Here is an 18,915-nt window from a genome sequence, read left to right as displayed (position 1 = left end):
AAAATCGACGGGTGGACCTACGTCAGATCGAGTATTTTCTCGCCGTTGCAGGCGGGGAGTCCTTGGCGACGGCGGCGCAGTCCATGTCGGTGACCAAGCCGTCGTTGTCGCAAGGTATTCGCGGTCTCGAACGTGAACTGGGCGTCGAACTCTTCCACCGCGTCGGTCGGGGTCTTGTCTTGACGTCGGCCGGACGCGCACTGATCGGGCCCGCTCGGCAAATGATGCGAAGTAGCGCAGCTGCGTCCACTGCTGCGATCGGGGTTGATATCGAACCAAAGGGCCGCCTGGACATCTGCTCTGCCGCTCAGGGACTGGAGGGGCCGGTGGCGCGGATCGTGGCCGATTTCCGTCGACGCTGCCCGGGAATCACGGTGCGTGTCAGCGAGCTCCCACGCGGCGATACCGCCGAACAGGTATTGGCTGACGGGGTGTGCGAGCTGGTTTTCAGTTATTGGCCACCGGAGATGTCTGAACTGTCGACACACGTCATCGGAGTGAACGACTACTGGCTTGCTCTTCCCCCGCAGGCGCCGCTCTCGGTCTGGCCACGTGGAATTAAACCTACTGTGGGAGAGCCTGTCTCGTTGACCGCGCTTCCTGATCTTCCCGTGGTCGGGGTGCTGAAGCACTCACAGGCCCGGATCGTCATCGAGTCTTCTTTGCATGCTGCTGGTGCCAGAACGCGGATGTCGACGGAACTTGCGCAGCGGGAAACCGTCGGGGAATTTGTCCTCGCCGGTTTGGGTATGGCGTTCATGGAACGTTCGCTTGCCGAGCGTGCAGCTGCGTCGGGGGCCGAGATTTTCCCGTTGAATCCAGTGATCTCGCTGACCTACGGCATCGAGTTCGATCCGGAGAGATTGTCACCGTTGGGGAAGATGTTTGTCGAAGGACTCTGAGCGGTAGGGAGATTCGAAACCAGCGCCGCCGCAGCCGGTGACAACGGACCGTCACGAAAGACGATGCGTGTCCGTCGGATGACTGGTGGGTCCAGCGATCGAACGCTCGCCGCGGGGGAGTCCTGCTCGGCGATGGAACGGGGTAGCAGTGCGGCGCCGACACCGTGGCCGACCATCTCACGAACGGCCAGGCGATCGGGGACCTCGGCGACGACGTTGACGAGGCCCCAGTCGCCTCCGATCGGGTAGCTGCGACGGCTTGTCCGTGTTTCGACGATCATGGGCAGGGCCCCGATCGACGTGCGGGGCACCGGATCGGGAAGGTCGGCTGCAAGTGCCGGTGGGATCGACAGAACCATCTCCTGAGCGCTGGTCTCGATCTCGAGAAGGCCGTCCGACGGTCCGTCCGCGAGATCGCGTTCGAGAAAACCGAGTTCGCACCTGCCCGACCGGACCAAGGCCAGCACCTCGTGGGCGCTGGGCGCCGCGGTTGTGGAGAAGGTGATACCCGGAGCGGTGCGGTGAAGCTGACCAGCCAGATCGGCGACCGAGTCGAGCGCAAGGTCGGATTGAACAGCGATGGTGAGTTCACCCGATTGCAGTGCGATTACTGCAGCGACTGCGGTCTCAGCCTTGGCGACGTCGCGCAGTAGTGTCCGAGCAGCGTCGGCGACGGCTGCTCCGGCCGCGGTGGGGATCAAGCCTCGGGCGGTGCGCTCGAACAGTGTGGAACCGAGAGTCCGTTCGAGATTGCGCACCGCCTGTGACAGCGACGGCTGGGAGATGTGCAGTGCGTTTGCGGCGGCGGTGACACCGCCGTGATCGACAACGGCAACGAGGTACTGCGCGCTGCGAATGTCCATCCCGGGTGCCTGCATCTGACGAATTCTCCCAGATGATGCCGTCTCGACTGTGATGACATCCTTCGACCTGCCGATATAGGTCTGAGCTATGGCTCGGTGCGCCTACTCGTCTTTGTGGCGCGGGCCATAGCGATGGTCGACTGTTCCAGTACCGCCGAATCTCAGGAGCGTGATGTGAGCGAGCTTCACCTGCCCAACCGGATACGTCACTCGGCGTTGGCGCGACCATCGGACCCCGTGATCACGTGCGGCGACCGGACATTGACGTGTGCCGATCTCGATGCCGAGACCAATGCGTTGGCGAGTGCACTTGTGGGGGTTTCCACGGGCGGTGCTCGTGTCGGAGCACTACTGCGAATGGGCCTCGAAGGCGCGGAAACTTTCATCGCGTGTGCAAAGGCGGGCGCGGTCTTCGTTCCGTTGAACTGGCGGCTCAGTCCGCGGGAGCTCGTGGACGTCGCCGAGGACGCAGAACTCGACGTCTTGATCGTCGACGACGAGTTCGCATTAGGGGCCACCGCGATCTCCGCAGTGTTGCCGGAGGTGACGGTTGTTACCGTGGGAGATGAAGGGGGCGTGACAGATTCGCGAACCTGGGCAGAGCTCGTGGCGTCCGGGACGGGCATCGACCCCGGACTGGGGCACGATCCGGACACCGCGGTTCTGCAGCTGTACACGTCCGGGACCACCGGCCGCCCCAAAGGCGTCGTGGCCACACACCGGAATTTGTACAACGAACCCGTGGGGTTCGAAGTGTACGAATTCGGTTCGAATGCAGTGGCTCTGGACGCACTTCCCCTCTTTCACATCGCTGGTGCCGGCTGGATGAGTACGTGTCTGTCGGCCGGGGTGCCGATGGTTCTGCTCGGCGACATGGCGCCGGCCCGGGTGGCTGAAGCCATTGCAACACACCATGTCACCCACGCATTTCTGGTACCGGCGGTAATTCAGACACTGGTCGATCTGCCCACTCTCGAGGGTTTCGATCTGTCCAGCTTGGAGGTGGTTGCGTATGGGGCGTCGCCGATCACGCCGGCGCTCCTCGCTCACGCTATGAATGTCCTGAACTGCAAGTTTGTTCAGCGCTACGGGATGACCGAAACAACGGGGTCTGTGTCCGTACTTCGTGCCTACGACCATCACGTCAGTGGGCCTCGCTCCGGGTTACTGCGGTCCGCGGGAAAGCCGATGATCGGCGTGGAGATCTCCATTCGCGACGTCATGACGGGCGAGGAGTTGCCGCCCAACGAATCCGGAGAAATTGTCGCGCGCAGCAGAAACAACACACGCGGATACTGGCGACGTGAACGCGAAAGCGCCGAATTGTTCACGCACGACGGCTTTCTTCGAACGGGCGACGCCGGGCACCTGGACGACGAGGGCTACCTGTTTGTCACCGACCGTCTCAAGGACATGATCATCACCGGCGGCGAGAACGTCTATCCGATCGAAGTGGAATCCATTCTGGCCGAGCATCCTTCGGTTGCCGAAGTAGCAGTTGTCGGGGTTCCCGACAAGCACTGGGGTGAATCCGTCACCGCGGTGATCAAACTGGTCGACGGTGCCGACATGCCAAGCGTCGACGAGCTGATCGCCTTCAGCGCAGCGAGGTTGGCGTCGTACAAGAAGCCCAGACAGATCCATTTCGTGGACTCCCTACCTCGCAATGCGAGCGGGAAACTGCTCAAGTCGAGCCTGCGAACCACGCTGAGTGCGAGCGGAGAAGCATCGTGATCGTGACCGAAGACGTCGGCGTCGCACAACGCGAGGCCTGGGCGAAGAACATTCTTCCGCCGGTGGAACAGGTACGGGACGGTTTGTGGTCGATTCCGGTTCCTATGCCGGACAACCCCTTGCGTTACGTGCTCGTCTACGCGCTCGCGCTCGATCATGGACTTGCACTCATCGACGTCGGTTGGGATCACGAACAGTCGTGGCAGGCTCTCGTGGACGGCATAGCGTCGATCGGTTACCACGTTTCCGAAGTGCGGTATGCGGCAATCACACACCTGCATCCCGATCACTTCGGTCTGGCGCCGCGTCTTCGACAAGTCAGCGGCGCAACACTGGCAATGCATGTGGCTGATGCGACGCTACTCGGATACCACGGTCCCGAGCAGACACGCGAGGACATCACCGGCTGGAATGTGCAACTGTCCGAACTCGGAGCGCCGACTGCAGTACTCGACGCGTCTCGGGTCGATCTGGTGCGGTTCGGCGAGCATGAATCAATCGACGTTGTTCTGGGCGATGGAGATCCACTCGATCTACCGGGATGGAATCTCCGCGCGCAATGGACGCCGGGGCACACACCCGGACACCTCTGCTTCGTGGAAGAGGGCAGGGGCTTGTTGTTCAGCGGTGATCACATGCTGCCGCGGATCAGTCCGAACATCTCCACGGTTCCCGGTGAACTCGAGAATCCGCTGCATCGCTACCTGCTCTCACTCGAGGCAACAACAGCCTTGGGTGAATGCGAGGTGCTGCCCGCACACGAGTATCGATTCCGCGGGATCGCCGATCGCGCACGTCAGTTGATGGGACATCACGAGGCGAGGCTGTCGGAAATCGTTGCGGCCGTTGCGGCCGATCCCGAATCGACGGCCTGGGAACTGTCGCGCACGATCTCCTGGTCTCGCCCGTTCGATCAGATGTCGCCGCGACTACTTCGCCTGGCAGTCCGCGAAACCCACGCTCATCTGGTGGTGTTGGCCAAGCGCGAGATGGTGACCGCGTCCGGCCGTTCGCCCGTGCGATGGAGTCTTCGATCGCTGTGACCATTCAAAAATTCTCATCACGGAAGTAGGAACCGAACATGAGCGTTGTGCTCACCGACTTCGCCGACGGCATCGCCGTCATCACACTCAATCGACCCGAGGCCAAGAATGCGGTCAACCTCGAACTTGCACAAGCCTTGGCTGCGGCGATCGACGAGTTCGAGGCGAGGTCAGATCTTACTATCGGCATTCTGACCGGATCTGGTGGAACCTTCTGCGCCGGTATGGATCTCAAGGGATTCGCGCGCGGAGAACGGCCGTCACTCCCCGGTCGTGGATTTGCCGGATTGACCGAGGCCCCGCCGTCGAAGCCGTTGATCGCAGCAGTCGAGGGTTGGGCGCTGGCAGGCGGCTGTGAACTGGCCTTGGCGGCCGACCTGATCGTGGCGTCTACCGATGCGAAATTCGGCTTGCCCGAAGTGAAGCGGGGGCTTGCCGCTGCCGCCGGCGGTCTTCTGCGTCTGCCCAAGATCCTGCCGTATCAGCTGGCCATGGAGATCGCAATCACCGGTGACCCGCTCAGCGCCACGTTGGCGCATCATCACGGGCTGGTCAATCGGCTCGCCGAACCTGGACAAGCACTGGCGGTCGCACGTGAACTTGCGGCGCGGGTGGCGGCAAACGGTCCATTGGCAGTTCGAGCAACCAAGCAGGTCCTCGCGATGTCCGCGAAGTACACCGACCCGGATGCTTTTGTCGCGCAGCGCGAATTCATCGATCCGGTCTTTGCTTCCCGTGATGCCAAGGAAGGCGCTACGGCATTTGCCGAGAAGCGTTCTCCCGTGTGGAGTGGCTCGTGAGTGCCGAAACCATCGAGCGTGCGGCCGTCAGTGTCGAGCGCATCGGCGCTGTTGCCACGATCGTGCTCGACCGACCACACCGTCGCAACGCCCTGGACCTCGAGGCCTGGATCGCTCTGCGCGAGGCACTGCACGAACTTCAGGAGGACTCGCAGATTCGCTCCGTGATCCTGACCGGCGCGGGCGGCACCTTCTGTGCGGGCTCCGATCTCGACAAGCGAGGCTCGTCGCACCCGCTCGATCGCATGCGAGTCATCAACGCAACCGCGATCGCACTGGGTGAGTTTTCCAAGCCCCTGGTGGCGAAGGTCGAAGGGTTTGCGGTCGGAGCCGGATGGAACATGGCATTGCTCTGCGACTTCGTGGTGGCGGCACAGGGTACGAAGTTCAGTCAGATCTTTGCCAAACGGGGGTTGTCCGTCGACTTCGGCGGGTCGTGGATCCTGCCGAGGCTGGTCGGCGTCCAGCAAGCCAAACGTTTGGTGATGCTCGCCGAGACGATCGACGCACGGGAAGCCTACGAACTCGGATTGGTGACCTATCTGGTCGAACCGGCCGAACTCGACGAACGCACGGCCGAACTTGCGCAGCGGTTGGCTGACGGTCCGCCTGCCGCATTGAGTCAGTCTGCTGCCATGCTCGAGCAGCACACCTCGCTGACCTTACGAGAGGCGTTGGACAACGAGGCGAGGGCACAGGCCGTCAATTTCGCGACGGACGCTACCGACGCAGTTCGAGCCTTCGTGGAAAAGCGCGAACCGGTCTTCACCGGAGAGTGGGCGGTACCAGGGGCACCTAGAGTGGAATGAGGGATGCATCGCTGGTCGTATGATGGGTGAGTGGATCTGCACTTTGTTACCTACTTCGTCGCTGTTGTCGACCACGGTGGGATAACGAAGGCCGCTCAGTCTCTCTACATTTCGCAACCTTCGCTTTCTCAGGCGATTCGTACGCTTGAACGCCGATTGGGTGCCACTTTGTTCGACCGGACGGGAAGACGTCTGGTCCTCACCGATGCGGGCCGCACATTCGATCTCGCGGCCAGGCGAATCCTTGCCGACGTCGAGCGCGCGAAGGCCAAGGTGACCGCCGTCCGTGAACTCGAGTTCGGTCGTGTCGACGTCGTGTCGTACTCGGCATTCTCGATCGATCCGATGGTCGAGTTGGTTCGGCGATTCCGGGCCAACTTTCCGAAGATTGTCGTGCGGGTTCTCGATACCTTCGGGCCGGCCGGAGTGGATGCTGCCCTGAGGCGTGGATCCGCCGAGGTCGGAGTCACCGATCTGAGTATCGGATACGAAGGTCTGGTCACCGCACCGATAACGACCCAGGAGATGGTGCTCGCCACACATGTGTCGTTGTCCGACAGGCTTGTGAAACCGTTGGTCGATCCGGTTCGGCGCGACGTCCTCCATGCTCTGCCACTGGTGGTAGATCTCGGAGATCAATCGAACCAATTCCGTTCTCTGCTCAGTGCCGGTGCAGAGAACGTCGTGGTGGATTGTGTGCACCCCGTGACCACCTGGGAACTCGTGCGTCGGGGCATCGGAGCCACGGTTGTGCCGAGAAAGGTTGCGCAGCAACAGATGAAGGATGTGCTCGCGTTCTCGTTCGATCCGCCGCTGGCCCGAGACGTCGGTCTTGTCTATCGCGCCGGTGAGCAGTCACCCGCGGCTGCCGCTTTCATCGCAACAGTAGCCGAAATGGCCACCGCTGCTGCAGGATCCACGGCGAGGGAGTGAACTGTGGAATTTCGGCAGATGGAGTACTTTCTCGCGGTTGTCGAGAACAAGGGAATCAGCGGTGCGGCTGCCGCGCTGGGCGTCGCTCAGCCGACAGTGTCTCAGGCACTGCGCGGGCTGGAACGCGAACTGGGAGTAAGGCTCTTCCATCGGATCGGGCGGGGGATGGTGCTCAGTGCGGCCGGACGCAGTCTGGTCGGGCCGAGCCGTCAGGTGCTCCGCGATGTTGCTGCCGCCGAGGGGCAGTTGACTGCTGCTGACGGCGCCGTCGTCGGTCGACTCGACATCATGGCGTTTCCCGCTCTCACGTCCGGGACCATCGTCGATCTGATCGCCGAGTTCTGCATTCGGTATCCCCGGGCGCGAGTGAGGTTTTCGGAGTTGGAGCGTGAAGACAATCTCGATTCTCTGATCCGTGACGGCCATTGCGAATTCGCGGTTGCCCATTTGCCCCTCGAAGCAGCGAAGGGATTCGAGATCATCGAGCTGGGGGAACAGGACTATCGACTGGTCTATCCTGTCGGAACCGAACTTCCGGAGGGGCCGGTGCGCCTTGCCGAGATGCCCGACATTCCCATGGTTTTTGTTCCTCGCGGAGCAGCGATGGGCGACGCTATCGAAGACTCGATTCGCAAGGCTGGGACGAGAACCGAGCTCGCCGTCGTCACTGAGCAGCGGGAATCGAGGCTGCCCATGGTCATTGCCGGGCTCGGCGGGTCGTTGGTCGAGCGTGCCGTGGCGAAGTCGATGCCGGGACAGGTTGTGGAGCGGGCCTGTGAGCCGAGATTCCTGCGGACGTACGGGCTTGTCTTCGACCCGTCCATCCTCTCTCCGGTGGGGCAGGCATTCGTGGACTTGGTCCACGAATGCCTGCCGGGCTAGAGACGGCAGATACGTTCGCGCGCAGCCTCGAACTCGGCGGCGAGACGCTCGACCACTGCGTGTGTCGGAAGGACAGCGTCGATCGGTCCGATTCCCTGACCGGCGCCCCAAATGTCGCGCCACGCCTTGGCATCGGTGTCGGTCGTCGCGAAACTCATTGCGGAAGGATCGGATTCGGCTAGGTTGTCCGGGTCCAATCCCGCGGCCTCGATGCTGCCGCGCAGGTAGTTTCCGTGTACTCCGGTGAACAGGTTGGAGTAGACGATGTCGGAAGCCCCGGAACCCACGATCATCTCCTTGTACGCGGGATCGGCGTTAGCCTCTTCGGTTGCGATGAATGCCGAGCCGACGTAGGCCAAGTCGGCTCCCGCAGCGAGTGCAGCGAGAATCGAATCTCCGTGAGCGATGGCGCCAGACAACAGAACTGGACCGGCGAACCACTCCCGGATCTCGCGAATCAGAGCGAACGGTGATTGCGTACCGGCATGACCACCGGCACCGGCAGCTACCGCAATCAGTCCGTCGGCACCCTTTTCGACGGCCTTGCGCGCAAAGCGGTTGTCGATGACGTCGTGAAGAACGATTCCGCCGTACGCATGGACGGCATCGTTGATGTCGGTGCGAGCGCCGAGCGAGGTGATGACGATGGGAACCTCGAACTCGGCGATGGTTGCCAGGTCCTCTTCCAGTCGGTTGTTGGACCGGTGGACGATGAGGTTGACGGCGAACGGCGCCGACGGGGTTTCCGGGTGCTCACGGTCGTGTTCCTCACGCGCCACCGTGATCAGTTTGAGCCAATCCCGAAGCGCTGATTGTGGGCGAGCATTCAGTGCCGGGAACGACCCGATGATCCCAGCGGTGCACTGTGCGATGACGAGGTCAGGAGTCGAGATGATGAACATCGGTGAGGCGAGAACCGGTACCCGCAACCGAGAGGTCAGATCGGCGAAGGTTGTCATCTAGGAACCACCTGTCTTGTCGACGGATTCGAGAAGCCTCGAGCGAAGGTCGGTCTTGAGGACCTTGCCCGCGGCGGAGGTGGGGAGTAGTTCGACCTCGACAACTTCGCGAATCTTCTTGTACGGCAGCACCTGTTCGGCGACAAACGACTTGATCTGCTCGGCGTCGAATTCAGCTCCGGGAATCATCACGACAAAAGCCACCGGCTCTTGACCGTTGCTTCCCACCTCGCGGCCGACGACCGCAGCCGTCGAGATCGCCGGGTGTGAGACCAGAATCTCCTCGAGTTCACGGGGGTAGACGTTGTACCCCTTGTAGATCAGCATGTCCTTGGCCCGGTCGCAGATGAAGAGGTATCCGTCCGAATCCTCGTACGCGATGTCTCCGGTATCCAGCCACCCGTCGACAAATTGCTGTGCGGTGGTTTCCGGGTGGCCGAGATAGCCGTCGGTGACCTGAGGTCCGCGTACCCATAGTTCGCCGCGTTCGTTCTCGCCGAGAACTGTGTGCCTGTCGATCTGGTCGCGAATCTGGATCTCGGTGTCGAAGATCGGGAACCCGACGCTGCCCTGACGGTATTCCGAACCGTTGATCAGCGGAGCTGCCGTGACAACACACGTCGCCTCGGTCAGCCCGTAACCCTCGACGACAAGAGCTTTGGGAAATGCGCGGCGGAGAGCTGCTAGCGTGACGCTGTCGATCGGGGCGGCGCCCGAGGACACGACGCAGACGCTGTCGGTGTTGCGCACGTTCGCGTCGGGGTGGACCGACAGTGCGTGCCACATGGCTGGTGAGCCGGTGAGATAGGTGGCCCCGTGCTTCTCGATCAATTCGAGCATCCGACCGGGTTCGAACCGGCCGGCAAAAACTTGAGTGAGGCCGGAAATCAACAGGAATGACGTGTTGAGCAACGAATGTGCGTGGAAGAGAGGCGAGACCACGATGGTCGCCCCCGTTCCCGGCGTCGGCCCGAGCACGTCGAGGCCGTCGATGGGCCTCGGCGTGACGAGTCCGTCGGCACCTACGTCCAACTCGTGCCCGGTTCGCCAGCCACACATCTGGGTGACGTTGCCGACTACGTTGCGGTGCAGAACGCGAACGCCTTTGGAGACTCCGGTGGTGCCGCCGGTGAACGCAATGTGCGCGACGTCGTCACTTCGGACGGAGGCAGGGGTGAATTCGGTGGGTAGACCCGCGATGAAGGAGCCGAACGCGACGACGGGCTCCGGTGCGTCAACGGCGACGTCGGGGTCCTGAACCATGACGATCGTGCGGACGGAGGTTCCCGACGCTGCCGCGAGGAGTGTGTGCAGCTGTGCGCTTTGAGTGACAGCAGCGACGGCCGACGTCTCCTCGATCTGCTTGCGCAATCCCGGTTCCGGCTGCAATGGGTTGACCAACGTGACCGTTGCCCCGGCCTGCAGGCAGCCGTAGTAGGCCTGCAGGAACTCGACGGAGTTTCCGAGGTGTAGCAACACGACATCACCGACACCGACCCCGGACTGTCGCAGCGCGCCGGCGAATTGTGCACTGCGCTCGCCGAGTTCGCGGAACGTGCACGCACGCTCACCGTCCACGACGGCGAGGCGGTCACCGTAGAGAGCCGCCATGCTGGGCGCCCAGTACGCCATGGTGGTGTCTGGATACTGCATGTTGTGGCGCAGTTGTGGATTGGCGGTCATGCCCCCGCCCGTCACCTGGGCGCCATTCGGATAGCGCCGTCGAGTCTGATGGTTTCGCCGTTGAGGTAGCCGTTTTCGAGGATGGATACTGCTAGCTGGCCGAACTCGTCGGGGCGCCCTAGCCGCGACGGATTGGGAACCGAGGCTTCGAGGCCTGCCCGCACGTCTTCGCGCAGACGTGCCAGCAATGGTGTGTCCATGATGCCTGGCGCGATGGTGTTGACGCGGATACCTCGGCTGGCGAGATCGCGGGCAGCGGTGACGGTCATACCGACGATCCCGGCTTTGGATGCCGTGTAGTTGATCTGGCCGATCTGACCTTCGAAGGCTGCGACCGACGCCGTCATGACGATGGCGCCGCGCTCACCGTCCACGACATCGAGTTCTGCCATCCGCTCGGCGCCGAGACGGAGTGCGTTGAACGAACCGACGAGATTGAGTTTGACGACGAACTCGAAATCCTCGACCGATCCGGCTTTACCGTCCTTGTCGAGAATGCGCATCCGACGTCCGGCGCCGGCGCAGTGGACAACAGCGCGTAGGCCACCACGCTCGTGTGCCGCGTCGAGTGCTTCCGCGAATTGTTCGCTGTCGGTGATGTCGGCCTCGACGAACTGTGCCGCTGCCCCGAGATCGGCGGCTATCTGCTTACCTTCGGAAGAAGGCAGGTCGATCAACGTGACGTGTGCTCCGGCGTCGAGCAGTCGTCGAGCGGTTGCCAGGCCCAAACCTGAAGCGCCGCCGGTGATCGCGGTGGAAAGTCCCTCGAGTTTCATAAATCAGTTCTTCTTTCCTGCTGGATGACGAGTAGACCGGACAATGACGTCGGGTCAGATCAATTCGAGAATTGTCGCGTTGGCCATGCCGCCGGCTTCGCACATCGACTGCAGTCCGTAACGGATTCCGTTATCGCGCATGTGATGCGCGAGCCGAGTCATCAGAATGGCGCCGGATCCTCCGAGCGGGTGGCCGACCGCGATCGCGCCGCCGAGCGGATTCAGCCGATCGATGGCGGCGCCGGTTTCCGCCAACCAGGCCAGTGGGACGGGCGCGAATGCCTCGTTGATCTCGAAGGCGCCGATGTCGTCGATGGACAACCCTGATCGCTCCAATGCCTTTGCCGTGGCGGCAATCGGACCGGTGAGCATGATGACAGGATCATCGGCCGCGACAACTGCTGTGTGAATACGGACGAGGGGCTTCCAGCCACGTGCTCGGGCGTACTCACTGGTCGTGACGAGTGTGGCGCCCGCTCCGTCGGAAATCTGAGAAGAGTTGCCGGCGTGGATCACTCCGTCAGCGTCGAATGCTGCCGGCAGTTTCGCGAGCGACTCCAGGCTTCCTCCTCGCCGAATTCCTTCGTCCTGAGATAAGTCGGCGATCGGAGCAATCTGTCCGGTAAATGCACCCGCATCGGTAGCGCGCGCCGCGAGTTCGTGTGAGCGGAGGGAGTATTCGTCAAGAGCCGTCCGTGTGAGTGTCCATTTGCGGGCCATCATTTCGGCGCCGGTTCCCTGACTGAATCCGTCGACGCCGAATCGTTCGAGTACCGAAGCGGGGAAATGTTCACCGTTCTTGCTGGCGGTTCCCATCGGCACTCGTGACATCGATTCGACGCCGCCCGCTACGACCACGTCGTTCTGGCCGGAGATGACGGTGGCCGCGGCGAAGGAGACTGCCTGTTGGCTCGATCCGCAGGCGCGGGTCAGCGTGACACCTGGAACGCTGTCGGGCCAACCGGCGGCGAGTGCCGCTGTGCGGGCGATGCTTCCGGCCTGTTCGCCGACCTGACTGACGCATCCCCAGATCACGTCGTCGACCGTTGCCGCGTCGAGTCCGGTCCGTTCGGCGAGTGCACGCAGCACGTGTGCAGACAGATCCGCCGGATGGATCTCCGAGAGGGCGCGGCCGCGTCGGCCGATCGGTGTACGTACTGCGTCGACGATGACGGCATCTCGCATGTGTCTCTCCTGCTGTTCGTGCCCGGTGTTGCGACTGTGTGGTCGGGGCGTGCTTCGAGTCGATCACGAGCAAGGGTGACCCGGCAATGTCTTTCGGTGAATGGCTTTGTTAGCGAATGGCTATGAGTGGAGTTCTCAGCCGCGGATGAGCTTTCGGTCGCGGTCGGGATTGGCGAAGACGAGTACCAGAACCGCTGCAATGACGCCGATGATGCCGATTGCCTGGAAGGACTGGGCATAACCGTCGGCAGCCGTTGCGGCGTTATCCACGATGACTCCCGTTGCGTAAGGCGCAATCAGGCCACCGATCGACATGATGGCGAGGAAGAATCCCATGGTTCCGGCAGTCTGCTGCGGCGGGCACAGTTCGGAGATCGCGGCGTTGATGAGTGGGAAAGTGATTGCCGAGAATCCGTAGCCGATCGACACCATGGCGACCGCGAGGGCGGGAGCGGAGATCTGGGGGAGGAACAGGAGAATCGATCCGCAGATCAGAACGCCGACACAGGGAACGATGATGCGAACTGTGCGAGACGTGAAACCGCGGCCGATCAACTTGTCGGTGACGGAACCGGAGGTGATCATGAGGATCAGGCCCACGATCGACGGCAGTGCAAACATCGAACCGGCTTGCATCGCACTGTAACCGAGGCCGACCTCGAAGTACGACGGCAGCCAGGTGAGGACGACGGTGGTCAGCGCGTAGATGGCGGCGATGAGGAAGCAGCAGCTGACAAACGTGCGGGAGAGCAGGATCTTGCGCCACGGAACGTTCGGTTCGGTGACTGCTTTTGCAGTCGTCTCGACTGCTTCTTCGGTATCTGCTTGCTTGGTCGCCTTGACTGCCTTGCTCGTGTACGGTCCTTCGGACCAACCGGCCAGCCAGCAACCCATCCACACCAGACCGAGAACGGAGAGCGAGAGAACTGCTGCGCGCCAACCGTAATGAACGGCGATGAACGTCAGCACGGGAGCGAGGGCAATCTTTGCGACGGAAGCGGATCCGGCGAGCATCGCGCCGGGAAGGCCGCGCTTGGCCGGTGGGTGCCACGAATATGCGGCGGTGTGCATCAGAGCCGAACTGGGTCCTTCGGCAAGTCCGAGCAGCATTCTCGAGACGATCAGCATTGCGAGACTTGCGCCGAGAACGAGGGGGAGCATGACCACGGACCAGATCGCCGCCAAGATCAGCAGCGCCCAACGAAGGGTCAGGTACTTGTTCAGGGGTCCGGCCATGAAGCCACCGATGCAGAACATCAGGAAGAACAGTGAGCCGACCATGCCGATTTGCGACGACTTCAGTCCGAGCTCACGTGCAAGCGGCTGAGCGATGATTCCGAGGACTGCTTTGTCGGCGTAGTTGACGACGTAGAGGAAGACGACCAGTCCGGTCATCGTCCATGCACGCTTGCGGGTGCCGAAGACCGGGACGACAGACGATTCTGGTTGGACGTCGTTACGATGCTGCGCGATGTTGGTCACGGGCGTCCCTTCGAGGTTGGTAGGCGGTGGCGATCGTGATCGAAGCACGGCCTCGAAGCGATCGATTGTGTGCGTTGCCGGCTGTCCTATTCAACGTGTTCTGGGTCACTTTCGGCAATGTCGCGTCGGTGATCGGAACGATAGCGGTTACCTATGTATCGCAGGTCAGGGGGTATTGGAATGCCCTATCGGACACATAGGTGATGGGTGTTGGATCGCACGCAGCAAATTGAGGCAAGGTGAGAAAAAGGATCACCCTCGTTTCCCTTGACCGACTGGAGTTCATACATGCAGCGCACCGTGTTCAACGAGGATCACGAGGCATTCCGGGCAACCGTCCGCGATTTCATCGCGAAGGAAGTGACGCCAGTCCACGAGAAGTGGGAAGAAGACGGTCACCCGCCCCGTGATTTCTATCGCCGGTTGGGTGAGCTGGGCGTACTCGGAATTCAGGTTCCGGAGGAATATGGCGGAGGCGGTGAGTCCTCGCTCAAGTTCAATGTCGTCGTAGCTGAGGAAGTTGCCGCGGCCGGGGCGTCGTTCGGCTCGCAGTCCGTCCATACGAACCTGATCCTGCCGTACCTGCTCGAGTACGCAAACGAGGAACAGAAGAATCGGTGGCTGCCCGGGTTTGCATCCGGCGATCTGATGTTCGCGATTGCCATGACCGAACCGGGAACGGGTTCGGATCTGGCGAACATCGCGACGTCGGCCAAGCTGTCCGAGGACGGTACGCACTATGTGCTCAACGGAGCCAAGACGTTCATCACCGGCGGCGTGCTTGCCGATCGCATTCTGGTGGTGTGCCGGACCGCGCCCAGTACCGCGGAGAACCGTCGTAGTGGATTGTCGATTCTGGTGGTCGATACATCGTCACCGGGTTTCTCGGTGGGACGCAAGATCAACAAGATCGGGCTCAAGACCTCGGACACCGCGGAGCTGTCGTTTGTCGACGTCCAGGTGCCCGTCGAGGATCGGCTCGGCGAGGAAGGTGACGGCTTCAGCTATCTGACCCACAACCTGGCGCAGGAACGACTGACCATTGCTTTCGGTGCGGCCGCGACGGCCACTGCAGCACTTCGATTTGCCATCGATTACGTCAAGGATCGCAAGGTCTTCGGCAAGCCGGTTGCGGCCTTCCAGAACACCAAATTCGTTCTGGCGGAGTGCGCTACCGAAGTTGATGCAATCCAGTTGGTGTCCGACAACGCACTGGAGTGTCATGACCGTGGCACGCTGACCATCGCCGATGCAGCAAAGGCAAAGCTGTTCTGCACCGAGGCGGCCGGTCGAGTAATCGACAAATGCCTCCAGTTGCACGGTGGGTACGGGTACATCACCGAGTACCCCATCGCTCGCCTCTACGCTGATACACGCGTCACGCGAATCTACGGTGGTACAAGTGAAGTCATGAAAACCATCATTGCCAAAGATCTTGGCCTCTGACAGTTCCCTTGCGCGCATACAACTTCGGCCTCGGAAAGCATCCCGAGGCCGAAGTTGTATGCGGGTGATCAGAGTGAGGCAGTGCCGACTATGCCGTTCTTTGCCAGTTCGGCCGCACGATCTGCAGTCGTGCCGAGGATCTCGGCCAGTACGGTCACGGAATCTTCGCCGACCACCGGGGCGGGTCCGGTCGTGAAGTGAGTTCCGTTGAATGATGCGGGATGACCGGCGGCGAGGTAGGAACCGATACGAGGTTGTTCGAGCGTCGTGAACATCGGGTTCTTTTCGAGTTCGCCGGATTCGACAACCGTTTCGAAACTCCGGTAGCGCTCGGACAGGATCGATGTCTGATCCAGTGCTGCAGCAACTTCGGCGCCAGTGTGTTCGCGGAACCATCGCGAGAACAGGGCAGTGAGCACCTCGCGGTGGGTGTACCTGTCAGCTTCGGTGGTGAAATCTGCGCCCAAGGCAGCTTCGACGGCTTCGACGGCTTCGGTTGTCGCGGTCACGGCCGTGAGGTCGCGGAAATGGCGGGTGGTCAGTGCGACGATCATGAAACGTTCGTTGTCGCTGGTGAGAAAATCGATTCCGTACGTTCCGTACACGGCGTTGCCGCCGGACGTGCGGCTGTGTCCGTTGATCTGGACCTCGGTGAAGTATCCGAGTGTGCCCGCCGTTGCGAGCGCAACGTCTTCGAGGGGGAGGGTGATCTGTGAACCCTCGCCGGTGGTGTCGCGTTTGCGTGCTGCGGATGTAATTGCCAGTGCCGCATGCAACCCGCAGGCCATGTCCCAGGCCGGAAGTACGTGATTGACGACGCCGGCATGGTCCGAAGGTCCGGTCATCATCGGAAACCCCAACCCGGCGTTGACGGTGTAGTCGACTCCGGGGGAGCCGTCGCGGCGGCCCAGGATTTCCAGGGTTATCACGTCTTCTCGCAGAGCAGCGAGGGTGGCGTGACTCATCCACGCGCGCCCGCCCGCGTTGGTGACCAGGATGCCGTTGCCGGGGCCGGGCGCGGTGACGAGTTGTTGCACCAATGCCTGCCCCTCTTCGGAGCGCATGTTCACGGCGAGTGACTTCTTGCCCTTGTTCAGGCCCGTCCAGTAGATGCTCTCGCCCTGGTCGGTCACCGGCCAACGGTTGTAATCGGAAGCGCCGCCGATGGGATCGATTCGGATGACCTCGGCGCCGAGTTGGGAGAGGGTCAGCCCGCACAGGGGAGCCGCGACGAAGCTGGAGATCTCGATGATGCGGAGTCCTGCCAACGGGCCAGCGGAGGTGTTCTGGGTGGTCATGATGGTCCTTAGCGTGTCGGTCATGCCATCAGAGCTGTGAATCGCCAGTCCAGCACCGGAGTGTCTGTGGCAGAGCTGTTGTGGGAGTATACAAGTGATCGAAGCTCGACGGCTGTGCCGTGTTCGAGTGGAGTGGCGCTCTCGACGCGGAGTTCGCTCGTGAGCGTATCGCCTTCGTGGACGGGTCCGGTGTGATCACACGAATGCCATCCGAGAACGGTGACCAGGTTCGGGAGTGCCCGAGTTGCCTGCGCGAGGGCGATACCGATGGTGTGGCCACCGTAGACAAGACGGCCATGGGCGCCGACGCGCTCGTCGTGATGCGTCGCCGCGATATTGAGGCTCAACCGGGCGAGCTCGGGTGCGCTGGAGACGACGTCGCCGCTGCTGCGGTGGATCGAACCGACCAGTGCCTGATCGAAGTGCTTGCCGGGAACCTTGTTTCGGTAAGCGTCGAGGTTCCAGTCTTTCGGCGTCACGTACGGGGCGAGCGCGTCAGGGCCGATGGACGACAGATCGTCGTCGTGCCGCGTGCGCCCGTCGTCGGGATTGCCGCTCAGTGGCAGCATTGCACAACGGTAGAAGTCGAGAACGGTGTTGCCGTTCTGATCCGTGGACGTCATCCGCAGTGCCGCAAGGCCGGTGGGGGCGCGGCCGGGCTTGGACGAGTTTTCGCGCAGTCCTACCACCTCGGTACGCGTGTACAGGGTATCGCCGAGAACGGGGAACCTGTGGAATCGCAGTCCGCGGTAGAACAGGTTGGCCTTCACGTGGTGGGTAACCACTGTGGACTGGCCGATCGCGATGTCGGTGACCAAGCCGGGATTGGCAACGGGTGCAGCGCTTCCCGTAACTGCCGTCGAGAGATGGGCGTCGAGGGAAAGTCGCATCCGGTCGCCGAGGATGGCCTGATGGGTGGCGGCAAGGCCACTCGTCAGCGTTACCGCGGGAGCTTCGTCGAAAACCTGCCCGTGGGTGAGCTCGTCGAAATACGGTCCACCTACATAATGCTCGGCGGCGTAATGGTCGCTCCCATTCTGTACGCTCATGCCCTGACTCCTTCTGCTCGGGCGAGTGTGCGACGTGCTGCGACGGCGACGGCTTCGTCGAGCATCTGGCCGTCGAGTTGCGCTGCGCCGGCGCCGGAGGCTTCGGCTTCTTCGAGTGCGCCCAAGACGCGTCGGGCGTCGGTGACATCGGAGTCCGATGGTGTGAATGCCGCAGTAGCGGAATCGATCTGCGCCGGGTGGATAACCCACTTTCCGTCGAATCCGAGCGCGCTGGTCCAGGCCGCGGAGTGGCGGAAGGCGTCGTCGTCGGCAATTCCGAGAAACGGCCCGTCGATGGCAGCGATGCCCGCCGTACGGCAGGCGATCAGAATTCTGTCCTGCACGGCCAGCCAGTGCTCCGGGAGAGCGGTGCGTGAGCGTCCCAGTGCTGCACCGAGATCGGCGTATCCGATGACGATTGCCTGCAGGCGCGTCGTCGATCGGGTGACGGCGTCGACGTTCGAGACGCCCAACGGCGTCTCGATGAGCGCTTGCAGGGTTACGGAGTTTCCGCCTGCTGCCACGAGAAGCCGCTGCGCTTCGAGGAGTTCCTCGGCAGACTCCACCTTCGGGACTATCGCACTGGTCAACGATTCGCCGAGTAGGCCGCACGCGGTCATGTCGGCGACGAACCACGGGGTGGTCGGTCCGTTGACGCGCACGGACACGGTCCGGGTTGCGCCGAACTCGCGAACAAGTTCGGCGACAAGCTCGCGGGCGGTGTGTTTGTTGGCCGTGGTGACGGCGTCCTCGAGATCGAGGACCACCTCGTCCGCGGTCGAGTTCAGTGCTTTGCGTGCTTTGCGCTCGTCTGATCCGGGAGCGACCAGGGAGGTACGGCGTCGGACAGGTCGGTACTCGTTGTTAGTCACGTGTGTCGATTACCTCGATCAGGGCCCAAATGTACGGCCAGTTGAAAATGTGGTGAGTTGCCGTGAATCAGTCGAAATTGCGTGGCTATTTCCAGAATTGCACTGGTTTTCCCACGATGCTGGCAGCATTTGCGGGTGACTGTCAAGGCGAGTGTTGACAAAGGGCCAACAATGGCTAAATATGGCCGTACAAACTTTG

At 62.0% G+C, this 18,915-nt stretch carries 17 protein-coding genes; 8 read left to right on the top strand and 9 right to left on the bottom strand.

What is annotated here, in order from left to right:
- Positions 1-11: 11 nt before the first annotated feature.
- Positions 12-902, top strand: a complete 891-nt coding sequence (locus tag C7T36_RS09965; protein WP_045065024.1) for a LysR family transcriptional regulator — start codon at positions 12-14, stop codon at positions 900-902.
- Here C7T36_RS09965 and C7T36_RS09960 read toward each other — a convergent pair.
- The gene (locus tag C7T36_RS09960) at positions 836-1,780 is read right to left on the bottom strand and encodes a LysR family transcriptional regulator (RefSeq protein ID WP_052683364.1); all 945 of its coding nucleotides are present in this window, start codon (positions 1,778-1,780) and stop codon (positions 836-838) included. The genes C7T36_RS09965 and C7T36_RS09960 overlap by 67 nt on opposite strands.
- Before the next feature lie 159 nt (positions 1,781-1,939).
- Between C7T36_RS09960 and C7T36_RS09955 the strand changes: the two genes are divergently transcribed.
- From C7T36_RS09955 to C7T36_RS09930, 6 genes are read left to right on the top strand one after another with little or no spacing between them, the layout of a single operon-like run.
- Positions 1,940-3,499, top strand: a complete 1,560-nt coding sequence (locus C7T36_RS09955; protein WP_045066718.1) for a long-chain-fatty-acid--CoA ligase — start codon at positions 1,940-1,942, stop codon at positions 3,497-3,499.
- Positions 3,496-4,542, top strand: coding sequence for an MBL fold metallo-hydrolase (locus tag C7T36_RS09950; protein WP_045065021.1), 1,047 nt, complete (start codon positions 3,496-3,498; stop codon positions 4,540-4,542). The genes C7T36_RS09955 and C7T36_RS09950 overlap by 4 nt, the downstream gene beginning before the upstream one ends.
- A 38-nt stretch (positions 4,543-4,580) precedes the next feature.
- A complete protein-coding gene (locus C7T36_RS09945; RefSeq protein ID WP_033233296.1) occupies positions 4,581-5,342 on the top strand; it encodes a crotonase/enoyl-CoA hydratase family protein in 762 nt (253 codons plus the stop codon).
- Positions 5,339-6,151: an enoyl-CoA hydratase/isomerase family protein gene (locus C7T36_RS09940; protein WP_045066717.1), complete on the top strand. Its 813-nt coding sequence runs from the start codon at positions 5,339-5,341 to the stop codon at positions 6,149-6,151. Before C7T36_RS09945 ends, C7T36_RS09940 begins: the two co-directional genes overlap by 4 nt.
- A gap of 30 nt (positions 6,152-6,181) precedes the next feature.
- Positions 6,182-7,084 (top strand): LysR family transcriptional regulator, encoded by a 903-nt coding sequence (locus C7T36_RS09935; RefSeq protein WP_045065019.1) that lies wholly within the window; start codon positions 6,182-6,184, stop codon positions 7,082-7,084.
- Between the two features lie 3 nt (positions 7,085-7,087).
- Positions 7,088-7,966 (top strand): LysR family transcriptional regulator, encoded by an 879-nt coding sequence (locus C7T36_RS09930; protein ID WP_033233289.1) that lies wholly within the window; start codon positions 7,088-7,090, stop codon positions 7,964-7,966.
- Here the strand turns inward: C7T36_RS09930 and C7T36_RS09925 are convergent.
- From C7T36_RS09925 to C7T36_RS09905, 5 genes are all read right to left on the bottom strand, one after another.
- A complete protein-coding gene (locus tag C7T36_RS09925; protein ID WP_045065017.1) occupies positions 7,963-8,925 on the bottom strand; it encodes a nitronate monooxygenase family protein in 963 nt (320 codons plus the stop codon). The genes C7T36_RS09930 and C7T36_RS09925 overlap by 4 nt on opposite strands.
- A complete protein-coding gene (locus tag C7T36_RS09920) occupies positions 8,926-10,608 on the bottom strand; it encodes a class I adenylate-forming enzyme family protein (protein ID WP_045065014.1) in 1,683 nt (560 codons plus the stop codon).
- Positions 10,609-10,619: 11 nt separating this feature from the next.
- The gene (locus C7T36_RS09915) at positions 10,620-11,384 is read right to left on the bottom strand and encodes an SDR family NAD(P)-dependent oxidoreductase (RefSeq protein WP_045065012.1); all 765 of its coding nucleotides are present in this window, start codon (positions 11,382-11,384) and stop codon (positions 10,620-10,622) included.
- A gap of 54 nt (positions 11,385-11,438) precedes the next feature.
- Positions 11,439-12,569, bottom strand: coding sequence for a thiolase family protein (locus C7T36_RS09910; protein WP_045065010.1), 1,131 nt, complete (start codon positions 12,567-12,569; stop codon positions 11,439-11,441).
- Between the two features lie 135 nt (positions 12,570-12,704).
- Positions 12,705-14,042: an MFS transporter gene (locus C7T36_RS09905; protein WP_374700884.1), complete on the bottom strand. Its 1,338-nt coding sequence runs from the start codon at positions 14,040-14,042 to the stop codon at positions 12,705-12,707.
- A 297-nt stretch (positions 14,043-14,339) separates the two neighbouring features.
- Here C7T36_RS09905 and C7T36_RS09900 point away from each other — a divergent pair, with 297 nt between their 5' ends.
- A complete protein-coding gene (locus C7T36_RS09900; protein ID WP_045065007.1) occupies positions 14,340-15,497 on the top strand; it encodes an acyl-CoA dehydrogenase family protein in 1,158 nt (385 codons plus the stop codon).
- A gap of 68 nt (positions 15,498-15,565) precedes the next feature.
- On the opposite strand, the gene C7T36_RS09895 is transcribed toward C7T36_RS09900, so the two are convergent.
- The 3 genes from C7T36_RS09895 to C7T36_RS09885 are packed head-to-tail and all read right to left on the bottom strand — an operon-like array spanning position 15,566 to position 18,716.
- The gene (locus C7T36_RS09895; protein WP_045065005.1) at positions 15,566-16,795 is read right to left on the bottom strand and encodes a CoA transferase; all 1,230 of its coding nucleotides are present in this window, start codon (positions 16,793-16,795) and stop codon (positions 15,566-15,568) included.
- A gap of 20 nt (positions 16,796-16,815) precedes the next feature.
- Positions 16,816-17,844: a MaoC family dehydratase gene (locus tag C7T36_RS09890; RefSeq protein WP_045065003.1), complete on the bottom strand. Its 1,029-nt coding sequence runs from the start codon at positions 17,842-17,844 to the stop codon at positions 16,816-16,818.
- Positions 17,841-18,716: a CoA ester lyase gene (locus tag C7T36_RS09885; protein ID WP_045065000.1), complete on the bottom strand. Its 876-nt coding sequence runs from the start codon at positions 18,714-18,716 to the stop codon at positions 17,841-17,843. The genes C7T36_RS09890 and C7T36_RS09885 overlap by 4 nt, the downstream gene beginning before the upstream one ends.
- Between the last annotated feature and the right edge of the window lie 199 nt (positions 18,717-18,915).

This window comes from Rhodococcus sp. AD45-ID (genome assembly GCF_003023755.1).
Taxonomy (GTDB): domain Bacteria; phylum Actinomycetota; class Actinomycetes; order Mycobacteriales; family Mycobacteriaceae; genus Rhodococcus_F; species Rhodococcus_F globerula.
This window is presented reverse-complemented; position numbering and strand designations above follow the sequence as displayed.